Raw genomic sequence first — 12,596 nt, 5'->3', positions numbered from 1 at the left:
GGTCGCTGCGCGTCGCGCCCCTCAGTCGATCGGCGACGCCACGATCGCGGCGAACCGTTCGAGGACGCCCCGGTCCCCGGCGACGGCGATGTCCTCGTCGCCCGCGCGGTTCCACAGCCACAGGTCGAGGGCCGCCGCCGGGCCGTCGACCACCACGTCCGGCTCGACCTCGGTGTCGTCGGGTGCCGGCACGACGTGGAAGTCCTCCTCGTCGGCGTACGACGTCCCGCTGTCGGGGCTGGTGCCGGAGAAGGTGCCGAGCTGCAGCCAGAACGAGACACCGGTGTCGGTGACGTCGACCCGCACCGTGCCCTCGCCGGGCTCCCAGCTGCCCCAGGGCGGCATCCCGCCGTACATCACGTCGAGGCACTCGTGCACCCCGTCGGAGGCCAGCCGCGCGTCGACCTCGCTCGCCACGCCGGCGGCCTGCTCGGCGTCGACGCGGTGGATGAGCGCCTCGTGGGCCTGCCGGCGCAGGATGAACCCGACGGTGTGGTCGTCGGACCAGTTCCACGCCTCCTCCTGCGGGTCCGCGCCGTCGAGGGCAGCGGCCAGGCCGGCCGACCACTCGTCGTAGGAGCGCAGCAGGTCGTCGTACGCCTCGGGCCGGGGCGGGTCGATCTCCTCGGGGCGGCCGGGCCGGGCAGCCAGCACCTCGGTCCACCACCGCTGCACGGTGGCGAGGTGCCAGAGCAGGTCAGCGGCGTTCCAGTCGGGGCAGGCAGGCACCCGGGCTGCCGGGTCGCAGGCGGCGAGCACGTCACGGAAGCGGGCGGACTCGGCGCGCAGGTGCTCGAGGTGGACATCGGGTGCCAGACGGGTGTGGAGTGAGGTCACCCGTGCACCGTAGGGGAGACGACCGACGGTCCGCCTCGCGTTATCGGGCCCGGGTCGCCGTATACATGCAGTCTTATGTATAGTCATGCACATGACCGCAACAGTCGCCGTCGCCGGAGCCAGTGGGTACGCCGGGGGTGAGGTCCTGCGCCTCCTCCTGGGCCACCCGGGCGTCGAGATCGGCACGCTCACCGCCGGCTCCAACGCCGGGGAGCGGCTCGGCTCCCTCCAGCCGCACCTGCTGCCGCTGGCCGACCGGGTGCTGGCGGACACGACCGTGGAGACGCTCGCCGGCCACGACGTCGTGGTCCTCGGCCTGCCGCACGGCCAGTCGGGCGCCATCGCCCGGGCCCTCGGCGACGACACCGTCGTCATCGACTGCGGCGCCGACTTCCGGCTGACCGACCCGGGGGAGTGGGAGGCGTTCTACGGCGGCGAGCACGCCGGCTCGTGGCCCTACGGCCTGCCCGAGCTGCCGGGACAGCGCGAGCTGCTGCGCGGCGCGCGGCGCATCGCCGTCCCCGGCTGCTACCCCACGGTCTCCACCCTGGCGATCGTCCCCGCCCTCGCGGCCGGCCTCGTCGAGCCCGACGTCACCGTCGTCGCCGCCTCCGGCACCAGCGGCGCGGGCAAGGCGGCCAAGCCGCACCTGCTCGGCAGCGAGGTGATGGGCAACGCCAGCGCCTACGGCGTCGGCGGCGCGCACCGGCACACCCCGGAGATCGTCCAGAACCTCGGCGGCGTCCACGGCGCACCGGTGCGCGTGGGCTTCACGCCACTCCTCGTGCCGATGTCGCGCGGCATCCTCGCCACCGTCCAGGCGCCCCTGCTCGACGGGGTCACTCCCGCCCAGGTCCGCGACGTCTATGCGACGGCGTACGACCCCGAGCCGTTCGTGCACCTGCTGCCCGAGGGGCAGTGGCCGCAGACGCAGTCCGTCCTCGGCTCCAACGCGGTGCAGGTGCAGGTCACGATCGACGAGCGCGTACGACGACTCGTGGCGGTGGCCGTGGTCGACAACCTCGCCAAGGGCACCGCCGGCGCCGCCGTCCAGTGCATGAACCTCGCCCTGGGCCTCGACGAGGCCGCCGGGCTCACCACGATCGGAATCGCACCATGAGCGTCACCCACCCCAGTGGCTTCACCGCCTCCGGTGTCGAGGCCGGGCTCAAGACGAGCGGCGGCAAGGACCTCGCCCTCGTCGTCAACCAGGGCCCCACCTTCGACTCCGCCACCGTCTTCACCGCCAACCGTTGCAAGGCCAACCCGATCCTGTGGAGCCAGGAGGTCGTCAAGGACGGCGTCGTGCGCGCGGTGGTCCTCAACTCCGGCGGCGCCAACTGCTACACCGGGCCGGAGGGCTTCCAGACGACCCACGCCGTGGCCGAGAAGGTCGCCGAAGGCCTGGGCATCGGCGCGATCGACGTCGTGGTGTGCTCCACCGGGCTCATCGGCCTCGCCAACGACCGCGACGACCTGCTCGCCGGCGTCGAGGCTGCGACCGCTGCGCTGTCCGCCGACGGTGGCCAGAGCGCCGCCGAGGCGATCATGACCACCGACTCGGTCAGCAAGAACACCGTCGTCGAGGGCGCGGGCTGGTCGATCGGCGGGATGGCCAAGGGCGCCGGAATGCTCGCGCCGCAGCTCGCCACCATGCTCGTCGTGCTGACCACCGACGCGGTCGTGCCCGCCGCCGAGCTCGACGCCGCGCTCCGGGCCGCGACCCGGGTCAGCTTCGACCGACTCGACTCCGACGGCTGCATGTCGACCAACGACACCGTCACCGTGATGGCGAGCGGGGCGAGCGGGATCACCCCGACGCCGGAGGACTTCACCGCCGCGCTCACCCAGGCCTGCACCGACCTCGCCATGCAGCTGCTCAAGGACGCCGAGGGCGCCGACCACGAGATCGCCATCACGACGCTGCACGCAGCGACGGAGGACGAGGCGGTCGAGGTCAGCCGCAGCGTGGCCCGAAGCAACCTGTTCAAGGCCGCGGTCTTCGGCAACGACCCCAACTGGGGACGGGTGCTCGCCTCCATCGGCACCACCCAGGCCCAGTTCGACCCCGCCGACCTCGACGTCGCGATGAACGGCGTCTGGGTGTGCCGGCAGTCCACGCCTGCCGAGGACCCGGCGTCCGTGGACCTCACGGGCCGCGAGGTCAGCGTCACCATCGACCTCAAGTCCGGCGACGCCCGCGCGACCGTCTGGACCAACGACCTCACCCACGCCTACGTCCACGAGAACAGCGCCTACAGCTCATGAGTGACGAGATGACGAACCAGAACCCCCGCCGCCCCGACCCCGCCAAGGCCCGCACCCTGGCCGCCGCGCTGCCGTGGCTCAAGCGCTACCACGGGCGCACGATCGTGGTGAAGTACGGCGGCAACGCGATGACCGACGAGTCCCTCAAGGTCGCCTTCGCCGAGGACATCGCCTTCCTCCGCTTCGCCGGGTTCAAGCCCGTCGTCGTGCACGGCGGCGGCCCGCAGATCTCCCGGATGCTCGACAAGCTCGGCATCGAGTCGGAGTTCCGCGGCGGGCTGCGCGTGACCACGCCCGAGGCGATGGACGTCGTCCGGATGGTGCTCGTCGGCCAGGTGCAGCGCGAGCTCGTCGGCCTCATCAACCAGCACGGCGCGCTCGCGGTCGGCCTGTCCGGTGAGGACGCCGGGCTCTTCACCGCCGAGGCGACCAACACCGTCGTCGACGGTGAGGAGGTGGACCTCGGCCTGGTGGGCGAGGTCGCCCGCGTGCGCCCCGAGGCCGTCCTCGACCTCATCGAGGCCGGTCGGGTGCCGGTGGTCAGCTCGGTGGCGCCCGACGTCGACGGCGTGGTCCACAACGTCAACGCCGACACCGCGGCCGCGGCGCTCGCGGTCGCGCTGGGTGCCGAGAAGCTGCTGGTCCTCACCGACGTCGAGGGCCTCTACCGCGACTACGGCAACTCCGACGACCTCATCCAGGAGATCAGCCCCGAGGCGCTGGGGGAGCTGCTGCCCAACCTCGACGCCGGCATGGTCCCGAAGATGCGGGCCTGCTACGAGGCGGTCACCGGGGGAGTCCCGCGCGCGACGGTCGTCGACGGGCGCGAACCGCACTCCGTGCTGCTCGAGATCTTCACCGACGAGGGCGTCGGCACGCAGGTGCTGCCGGGCGTCGCGACCCGGATGCGCAAGCCCTACGGCAGCGAGGACCAGGCATGAGCATCCAGGAGCGCTATGCCGGTGCGGTGATGAACACCTTCGGCCCGCCCGCCCTCGCCCTCGCCCGCGGCGAGGGAGCACACGTGTGGGACACCGACGGCAAGGAGTACGTCGACCTGCTCGGCGGGATCGCCGTCAACGCCCTCGGCCACGCGCACCCCGCCCTCGTCGAGGCCGTGACCCACCAGCTGAGGACGCTCGGCCACGTCTCCAACTTCTTCGCCACCGAGCCGCAGGTCGCCCTCGCCGAGCGGCTGGTCGGCCTCCTCGGCTGGTCCGGCGACGCCCGCGTCTTCTTCAGCAACTCCGGTGCCGAGGCCAACGAGGCGGCGCTCAAGCTCACCCGCCGCACCGGCCGCACCCGGCTCGTCGCGGCCGAGGGGTCCTTCCACGGCCGCACGATGGGGGCCCTCGCGCTGACCTCCAAGGCCGCCTACCGCGAGCCCTTCGAGCCCCTGCCCGGTGACGTCACCTTCGTGCCGTACGACGACGTGGCCGCGCTCGAGGCCGCGGTCGACGACACCGTCGCCGCGATCGTCCTGGAGCCGATGCAGGGCGAGGCCGGCGTCGTCGTGCCGTCGGCCGACTACCTCGCCGCCGCCCAGCGGATCGCCCACGACCACGGCGCGCTGCTGTGGCTCGACGAGGTGCAGACGGGCATCGCCCGCACCGGTGCGTGGTTCGCCCACCAGCTGGTCGACGGGGTGCGCCCCGACGTCGTCACCCTGGCCAAGGGACTCGGCGGCGGCATCCCCATCGGCGCCACGGTCGCGGGGGGAGCGGCGGCGGCGCTGCTGCAGCCGGGCAACCACGGCACCACCTTCGGCGGCAACCCGGTCGCGACGGCAGCCGCCCTGGCCGTCCTCGACACGATCGAGGCCGACGGCCTCATCGCGACAGCGGTCGACCGGGGCGCCCAGCTCGAGGCGCTGCTGCGCAAGCAGCCCGGCGTCCTCGAGGTGACGGGCGCCGGGCTCATGCGGGGCGCCGAGCTCGACGGTCCCTACGCCACCCAAGCCGTGGCAGCCGGACGCGAGGCCGGCTTCATCCTCAACGCCACCGGTCCCACCCGGCTGCGGTTCGTGCCACCGCTGGTGATCACCGCCGCAGACCTCGACGCCCTCGACGCCGCCCTGCCCGCCATCCTCGACACCGCCCGCGCCGCCGCACAGGAGGTCAACCCATGACCCGCCACTTCCTCCGCGACGACGACCTGTCGCCCGCCGAGCTGGTCGAGGTCCTCGACCTGGCCGACCGGATGAAGGCCGAGCCCTTCGACCACAAGCCGCTCGCGGGTCCCCGGACCGTCGCCCTGGTCTTCGACCGCCCGACGCTGCGCACGCAGGTGTCCTTCGCCGCGGGGATCGCCGAGCTCGGCGGCAACCCGATGACCGTCGACGGCGGGCTCGCCGCGATGGGGTCGCGCGAAGGCGTCGAGGACGTCGCACGCATCCTGGGCCGTCAGGCTGCCGCGGTCGTGTGGCGCACCGCCCACCAGGCCGACGTGGTCACCATGGCGGCGTACGCCGGTGTCCCGGTGCTCAACGCGCTCACCGACGAGTTCCACCCGTGCCAGCTCCTGGCGGACCTCCAGACGGTGCGCGAGCACAAGGGCACGCTGGCCGGCCTCCGGGTCGCGTTCGTCGGCGACGGGGCCTGCAACATGGGCAACTCGTGGGTGCTCGCCGGCGCGTCCGCGGGGCTGCACGTCGTCGTCGGCGCGCCCCAGGGGTTCACGCCCGACGCCCACGTGGTCGCCAGGGCGCGCGAGATCGCCCAGGACACCGGCGGCTCGATCGACCTGACGACCGACCCGCTCGAGGCGGCCGCCGGGGCCGACGTCGTGGTCACCGACTCCTGGGTGAGCATGGGCCGCGAGGAGGAGTCGGAGGAGCGGCTGCGAATCTTCCCGCCCTACGGCGTCACCGACGACCTGCTCTCCCACGCGGCGCCCGACGCGATCGTCCTGCACTGCCTGCCGGCCTACCGCGGCAAGGAGATCTCCGAGGAGGTCATCGAGGGACCGCACTCGGTCGTCTGGGACGAGGCCGAGAACCGCCGGCACGCGCAGAAGGCGGTGCTGACCTGGCTGCTGGAGCACTCCGCATGAGCGCCATGACCCCGCTGACCAAGAGCGCGCGCCACCAGCGGATCATCGACATCGTGACGGCCCACCCGGTGCGCTCCCAGACCGAGCTGGCCGACCTCCTCGGCGACCACGGCGTCCGCGTCACCCAGGCCACGCTGAGCCGCGACCTCGTCGAGCTCGACGCCATCAAGGTGCGCAGCGCCGACGGCGCCCTGGTCTACGCCGTGCCCGGGGAGGGCGGCGACCGCAGCGTCTCCGCGCCGCGCGAGAGCGCCGCCGGCCGCGACCGCCTGGCCCGCCTCTGCGCCGAGCTGCTCGTGAGCGCCGAGGCGAGCGCCAACCTCGTCGTCCTCCGGACCCCGCCCGGCGCCGCCCAGTTCCTCGCCAGCGCCTTCGACAAGGCCGACCTGGGCGACATCCTCGGCACGATCGCCGGGGACGACACGCTCCTCGTCATCGGCCGCGACCCCGCCGGCGGCGACGCCCTCGCCCAGCGGTTCCTCGACCTGGCCAACGACGTCAGGCACACCCCCACCCCTTCCCCGAACACCACCACTGCAAAGGACTCCCAGTGAGCAAGGTCCTCACCTCCCTCCCGGTCGGCGAGCGCGTCGGCATCGCGTTCTCCGGCGGCCTCGACACCTCGGTGGCGGTCGCCTGGATGCGCGACAAGGGCGCGGTCCCGTGCACCTACACCGCCGACATCGGGCAGTACGACGAGCCCGACATCTCCGGCGTGCCCTCACGTGCCCTGCAGTACGGCGCCGAGCTCGCCCGCGCGGTCGACTGCAAGACCCAGCTGGTCGAGGAGGGTCTCGCCGCCCTGGCGTGCGGCGCCTTCCACATCCGCTCCGGCGGCCGGGTCTACTTCAACACCACGCCGCTCGGACGCGCCGTCACCGGCACCATGCTGGTGCGCGCCATGCACGAGGACGGCGTCAACATCTGGGGCGACGGGTCGACCTTCAAGGGCAACGACATCGAGCGGTTCTACCGCTACGGCCTGCTCGCCAACCCCGACCTGCGCATCTACAAGCCCTGGCTCGACGCCGACTTCGTGCACGAGCTCGGCGGTCGCCACGAGATGAGCGCCTGGCTGACCGAGCACGGCCTGCCCTATCGCGACAGCCAGGAGAAGGCGTACTCGACCGACGCCAACATCTGGGGCGCCACCCACGAGGCCAAGACCCTCGAGCACCTCGACGTCTCCCTCGAGACCGTGGACCCGATCATGGGCGTGAAGTTCTGGGACCCCTCGGTCGCCATCGAGGCCGAGGACGTCACCGTCCGCTTCGACCAGGGCCGGCCGGTCGCCATCAACGGCACGCAGTACGACGACCCGGTCGCGCTGGTCCACGAGGCCAACGCGATCGGCGGTCGCCACGGGCTGGGCATGTCCGACCAGATCGAGAACCGGATCATCGAGGCCAAGTCCCGCGGCATCTACGAGGCGCCGGCGATGGCGCTGCTGTTCATCGCCTACGAGCGGCTCGTCAACGCCATCCACAACGAGGACACCGTCGCGCAGTACCACAACGAGGGCCGCAAGCTCGGCCGGCTGCTCTACGAGGGCCGCTGGCTCGACCCCCAGGCGCTGATGATCCGCGAGTCGATCCAGCGTTGGATCGCCTCGCTCGTCACCGGCGAGGTGACGCTGCGGCTCCGTCGCGGCGAGGACTACTCGGTGCTGCGCACCGACGGTCCGGCGTTCTCCTACCACCCCGACAAGCTCTCGATGGAGCGCACCGACAACGCCGCCTTCGGCCCCACGGACCGGATCGGCCAGCTCACCATGCGCAACCTCGACATCGCCGACTCGCGGGCCAAGCTCGAGCTCTACGCCGCTCAGCCGCTCGACCAGGGCCAGGTGCTCGTCGAGAACGGCACGCTCTACGGTGCCATCGAGGCCGGCGGCTACGACAAGATCACCGACAACCCGGCCGCCGCGACGGCCGACGAGTCCGCACTGGAGCACGCAGCGATGGAGTTCGGGACCGACTGATGACTGACCTGACCGGCACACCGACGGGCGGCGGCAGTACCAACGAGGGGTCGCTGTGGGGCGGACGCTTCGCGAGCGGGCCCTCGCCCGAGCTGCAGGAGCTGTCGCGGTCGACCCACTTCGACTGGCAGCTGACGCCCTATGACCTCGCCGGTTCCCGCGCCCACGCCAACGCGCTGCACCGCGCCGGCCTGCTGACCGACGCCGACCACGCCGAGCTCCTGCGCGGACTGACGGTGCTGGGGGAGAGGTACGACGCCGGCGACCTGCTCCCGGCGCCCACCGACGAGGACGTGCACGGCGCCCTCGAGCGCCTGCTGCTCGAGGAGGTCGGACCCGAGGTCGGTGGCCGGCTCCGCGCCGGACGCTCACGTAACGACCAGGTGGCCACGCTCTTCCGGGCCTACCTGCGCGACCACGCGCGCACCATCGCCGGCCAGGTGCTCGACCTGGTCGACGTGCTCGCCGGGCAGGCGGGGGAGCACCTCGTCCCAGGCGAGGAAACCGTGATGCCGGGTCGTACGCACCTCCAGCACGCCCAGCCCGTGCTCCTGGCGCACCACCTGCTGGCTCACGCGTGGCCGCTGCTGCGCGACGTCGACCGGCTGCGCGACTGGGACGCGCGCGTGGCCGGCGACTCGCCCTACGGCTCCGGTGCCCTGGCCGGCCAGACGCTCGGCCTCGACCCGGAGGCGGTCGCCGCGGAGCTCGGGTTCACCGGGTCGTCGGCCAACTCCATCGACGGCACGTCCTCGCGCGACTTCGCGGCCGAGTTCGCCTTCGTGACCGCCCAGGTCGGCGTCGACCTCTCGCGGCTGGCCGAGGAGGTCATCCTCTGGACGACCCGGGAGTTCGGCTTCGCGACGCTGCACGACTCCTGGTCGACCGGGTCGAGCATCATGCCGCAGAAGAAGAACCCCGACATCGCCGAGCTCGCGCGCGGCAAGTCGGGCCGACTGATCGGCAACCTCTCGGGACTGATGGCGACCCTCAAGGGTCTCCCGCTGGCCTACAACCGCGACCTGCAGGAGGACAAGGAGCCGGTCTTCGACTCGGTGCGCACCCTCGAGGTCCTGCTGCCGGCGATGACGGGCATGGTCGCGACGCTGACCTTCGACCGTGCGCGGATGGCCGAGGTCGCACCGCAGGGCTTCTCGCTCGCGACCGACGTGGCCGAGTGGCTGGTGCGCGAGGGCGTCCCCTTCCGTGACGCCCACGAGGTCGCCGGTGCCTGCGTACGCCGCTGCGAGCAGCTCGGCTGCGACCTCCCCGACCTCACCGACGAGCAGCTGGTCGCCATCTCGCCGGCCCTGACGCCCGACGTGCGTGCCGTCCTCACCGTGGAGGGGTCGGTCGCGTCCCGGTCCGGCCGAGGCGGCACCGCGCCCGAGCGCGTGCGCGTCCAGCTCGACGAGGTGCGCGACGCCACCACCGGGCACCGTGACCGACTGGGCTGAGGGAGACCCGCTCGAGGTCGCGCCCCGTCTGCTCGGCGCGGTCCTCACGCACGGCGGGGTCTCGGTCCGGCTCACCGAGGTCGAGGCGTACGCCGGCCCGCTCGACCCGGGCTCCCATGCGCATCGCGGGCAGACGGCCCGCAACGCGGTGATGTTCGGTCCCCCCGGACACCTGTACGTCTACTTCGTCTACGGGATGCACTTCTGCGCCAACCTGGTCACCGGTCCCGAGGGAGACCCGGGGGCGGTCCTGCTCCGAGCGGGTGAGGTGGTGGCCGGCCTCGACGTCGCCCGCGAACGCCGGCCCGCGAGCACGGACCGCGACCTGGCCCGCGGTCCCGCGCGGCTGTGCCGGGTGCTCGGCATCGACCTCTCGCACAACGGGATGCGCCCCGAGCTCGTTGCGGGGGAGCCGGTGACGGCCCTGAGCACCGGTCCGAGGGTCGGTCTGCGGCTCGCAGCCGACCGTCCGTGGCGCTTCTGGATCACCGACGACCCGATGGTCAGCACCTACCGGCCGGCCGCGCCGCGACGCCGCGCAGGCCGCTGACCTGCACGTATGCGTTGAGGGCACCCCCGGTTTTGCATGGTCCGGGGGGAAGGTCTAATGTTCTTCCTGTCGCCGCAAGCGGCGCCGCTCCTGGCCAGAAGGCCAGACGGAGCGGAGACCAGCTGCGACCACCGAAGCACGAAGTTCCGCCGAGTTTGACGCGGGACGGAGCGCCCGGTAAGTTTCTGCAGGTTGCCCCGCGACCGAACCGGCTCAGCCGGCGAGGATCGGGTGCGTCTGATTCTTGAGAACTCAACAGTGTGTTTGATTAGTCGACGAATTAGTTTGTTATGCCCCGTTGACATCATGTTTGCTCATCGGCTCTTTGGGGTTGGTGGGTGGTGGTGTCGCGGTTTCTTTGACAATGATTCTGGCTGATGCCCTGGCTCTTTTGGGTTGGGGTGTCTTTCGCTAGTTTTGTTCAGTCATGGATGTGGCTCTTATTGATAGTCGCTTCTGCTGCCTTTTTGGGGTGGTGGGGGTTGATGTTTTTCGATGGAGAGTTTGATCCTGGCTCAGGACGAACGCTGGCGGCGTGCTTAACACATGCAAGTCGAGCGGAAAGGCCACTTCGGTGGTACTCGAGCGGCGAACGGGTGAGTAACACGTGAGTAATCTGCCCCTGGCTTTGGGATAGCCACCGGAAACGGTGATTAATACCGGATACGACAACTTCTCGCATGGGATGGTTGTGGAAAGTTTTTCGGCCAGGGATGTGCTCGCGGCCTATCAGCTTGATGGTGAGGTAATGGCTCACCATGGCTTCGACGGGTAGCCGGCCTGAGAGGGTGACCGGTCACACTGGGACTGAGACACGGCCCAGACTCCTACGGGAGGCAGCAGTGGGGAATATTGGACAATGGGCGGAAGCCTGATCCAGCAACGCCGCGTGAGGGATGACGGCCTTCGGGTTGTAAACCTCTTTCGCCTGTGACGAAGCGCAAGTGACGGTAACAGGTAAAGAAGCACCGGCCAACTACGTGCCAGCAGCCGCGGTAATACGTAGGGTGCGAGCGTTGTCCGGAATTATTGGGCGTAAAGGGCTCGTAGGCGGTTTGTCGCGTCGGGAGTGAAAACCAGGTGCTTAACACCTGGCTTGCTTTCGATACGGGCAGACTAGAGGTATTCAGGGGAGAACGGAATTCCTGGTGTAGCGGTGAAATGCGCAGATATCAGGAGGAACACCGGTGGCGAAGGCGGTTCTCTGGGAATGACCTGACGCTGAGGAGCGAAAGTGTGGGGAGCGAACAGGATTAGATACCCTGGTAGTCCACACCGTAAACGTTGGGCGCTAGGTGTGGGGTCCATTCCACGGATTCCGTGCCGCAGCTAACGCATTAAGCGCCCCGCCTGGGGAGTACGGCCGCAAGGCTAAAACTCAAAGGAATTGACGGGGGCCCGCACAAGCGGCGGAGCATGCGGATTAATTCGATGCAACGCGAAGAACCTTACCTGGGTTTGACATACACCCTGCCGCTCCAGAGATGGGGCTTCTTTTGGGGGTGTACAGGTGGTGCATGGCTGTCGTCAGCTCGTGTCGTGAGATGTTGGGTTAAGTCCCGCAACGAGCGCAACCCTCGTTCTATGTTGCCAGCACGTAATGGTGGGGACTCATAGGAGACTGCCGGGGTCAACTCGGAGGAAGGTGGGGATGACGTCAAGTCATCATGCCCCTTATGTCCAGGGCTTCACGCATGCTACAATGGCCGGTACAAAGGGCTGCGATCCCGTAAGGGGGAGCGAATCCCAAAAAGCCGGTCTCAGTTCGGATTGGGGTCTGCAACTCGACCCCATGAAGTCGGAGTCGCTAGTAATCGCAGATCAGCAACGCTGCGGTGAATACGTTCCCGGGCCTTGTACACACCGCCCGTCACGTCACGAAAGTCGGCAACACCCGAAGCCGGTGGCCCAACCCTTGTGGAGGGAGCCGTCGAAGGTGGGGCTGGCGATTGGGACGAAGTCGTAACAAGGTAGCCGTACCGGAAGGTGCGGCTGGATCACCTCCTTTCTAAGGAGCACACACCCCGACCAGCGGCGAATGTTCGCTGGCGCATGGTGGTGTCTCACTAGTGGAACGTCGACTGTCAGGTGCGAGCTCTGCTCGTTGCCTGGTCATGGGCCTCACGTTGGTGGGGACGTGGTTGAACACACTGTTGGGTCCTGAAGGATCAGCCGTTCGGCAGCTTCTGGGCTTTGGTCCTGGGGTTGTTGGTGGGTTGGCTTTCTGTGTCCTCTCTTCGTCCGAGTCCTCCGGTTTGTGGGGGTGAGGGTGTTGGTGGGGTTGTTGTTTGAGATCTGCATAGTGGACGCGAGCATCTTCATGACTGGCACCTGGGAACAGGTGGTGGTTGTGAGTGTGTAATTAATTGCGCGGTCGTGGCCTGTTTCCTTACGGGTTGCGGTTCGTGTGAGTCTGCCGGCGCATCCTTTGATTGGGGGTGGGTCGGGTGTT

General features: G+C 69.8%; 10 protein-coding genes and 1 rRNA gene. 10 read left to right on the top strand and 1 reads right to left on the bottom strand.

Annotated features, from left to right (window positions below):
* Window positions 1-21: 21 nt before the first annotated feature.
* Entirely contained in the window at window positions 22-837 is an 816-nt protein-coding gene (locus tag ACNKF0_RS12290) for a maleylpyruvate isomerase family mycothiol-dependent enzyme (RefSeq protein ID WP_416952485.1), read from the bottom strand.
* Window positions 838-928: 91 nt separating this feature from the next.
* On the opposite strand from ACNKF0_RS12290, the gene argC reads away from it, so the two are divergent.
* From argC to ACNKF0_RS12240, 10 genes are all read left to right on the top strand, one after another.
* A complete protein-coding gene (gene argC / locus ACNKF0_RS12285) occupies window positions 929-1,957 on the top strand; it encodes an N-acetyl-gamma-glutamyl-phosphate reductase (RefSeq protein WP_416952483.1) in 1,029 nt (342 codons plus the stop codon).
* Entirely contained in the window at window positions 1,954-3,105 is a 1,152-nt protein-coding gene (gene argJ, locus ACNKF0_RS12280; protein WP_416952481.1) for a bifunctional glutamate N-acetyltransferase/amino-acid acetyltransferase ArgJ, read from the top strand. Before argC ends, argJ begins: the two co-directional genes overlap by 4 nt.
* The gene (argB, locus tag ACNKF0_RS12275; RefSeq protein ID WP_416952479.1) at window positions 3,102-4,046 is read left to right on the top strand and encodes an acetylglutamate kinase; all 945 of its coding nucleotides are present in this window, start codon (window positions 3,102-3,104) and stop codon (window positions 4,044-4,046) included. Before argJ ends, argB begins: the two co-directional genes overlap by 4 nt.
* Window positions 4,043-5,233 (top strand): acetylornithine transaminase, encoded by a 1,191-nt coding sequence (locus ACNKF0_RS12270; RefSeq protein ID WP_416952477.1) that lies wholly within the window; start codon window positions 4,043-4,045, stop codon window positions 5,231-5,233. Before argB ends, ACNKF0_RS12270 begins: the two co-directional genes overlap by 4 nt.
* Window positions 5,230-6,156 carry an ornithine carbamoyltransferase gene (gene argF, locus ACNKF0_RS12265; protein ID WP_299931538.1) on the top strand — a complete coding sequence of 309 codons (927 nt, stop codon included), beginning with the start codon at window positions 5,230-5,232 and terminating at the stop codon, window positions 6,154-6,156. Before ACNKF0_RS12270 ends, argF begins: the two co-directional genes overlap by 4 nt.
* Window positions 6,153-6,710 (top strand): arginine repressor, encoded by a 558-nt coding sequence (locus tag ACNKF0_RS12260; RefSeq protein ID WP_416952474.1) that lies wholly within the window; start codon window positions 6,153-6,155, stop codon window positions 6,708-6,710. Before argF ends, ACNKF0_RS12260 begins: the two co-directional genes overlap by 4 nt.
* Window positions 6,707-8,137, top strand: a complete 1,431-nt coding sequence (gene argG / locus ACNKF0_RS12255; protein ID WP_416952472.1) for an argininosuccinate synthase — start codon at window positions 6,707-6,709, stop codon at window positions 8,135-8,137. The genes ACNKF0_RS12260 and argG overlap by 4 nt, the downstream gene beginning before the upstream one ends.
* Entirely contained in the window at window positions 8,137-9,594 is a 1,458-nt protein-coding gene (argH, locus tag ACNKF0_RS12250; protein WP_416952471.1) for an argininosuccinate lyase, read from the top strand. Before argG ends, argH begins: the two co-directional genes overlap by 1 nt.
* Window positions 9,578-10,144: a DNA-3-methyladenine glycosylase gene (locus ACNKF0_RS12245; RefSeq protein WP_416952469.1), complete on the top strand. Its 567-nt coding sequence runs from the start codon at window positions 9,578-9,580 to the stop codon at window positions 10,142-10,144. The genes argH and ACNKF0_RS12245 overlap by 17 nt, the downstream gene beginning before the upstream one ends.
* A 492-nt stretch (window positions 10,145-10,636) precedes the next feature.
* Window positions 10,637-12,152 (top strand): 16S ribosomal RNA (locus ACNKF0_RS12240).
* The last annotated feature ends 444 nt before the right edge of the window (window positions 12,153-12,596 follow it).

This window comes from Nocardioides sp. T5 (assembly GCF_048161455.1).
Taxonomy (GTDB): domain Bacteria; phylum Actinomycetota; class Actinomycetes; order Propionibacteriales; family Nocardioidaceae; genus Nocardioides.
The sequence above is the reverse complement of the archived record's forward strand: the minus strand, read 5'-3'. Positions and strand labels throughout refer to the sequence as shown.

Coding starts and splice junctions, on each gene's coding strand:
- ACNKF0_RS12260 (WP_416952474.1), top strand. CDS start 6,153: ATGAGCGCCATGACCCCGCTGACCAAGAGCGCGCGCCACCAGCGGATC.
- argB (WP_416952479.1), top strand. CDS start 3,102: ATGAGTGACGAGATGACGAACCAGAACCCCCGCCGCCCCGACCCCGCC.
- ACNKF0_RS12270 (WP_416952477.1), top strand. CDS start 4,043: ATGAGCATCCAGGAGCGCTATGCCGGTGCGGTGATGAACACCTTCGGC.
- argH (WP_416952471.1), top strand. CDS start 8,137: ATGACTGACCTGACCGGCACACCGACGGGCGGCGGCAGTACCAACGAG.
- argF (WP_299931538.1), top strand. CDS start 5,230: ATGACCCGCCACTTCCTCCGCGACGACGACCTGTCGCCCGCCGAGCTG.
- argJ (WP_416952481.1), top strand. CDS start 1,954: ATGAGCGTCACCCACCCCAGTGGCTTCACCGCCTCCGGTGTCGAGGCC.
- argC (WP_416952483.1), top strand. CDS start 929: ATGACCGCAACAGTCGCCGTCGCCGGAGCCAGTGGGTACGCCGGGGGT.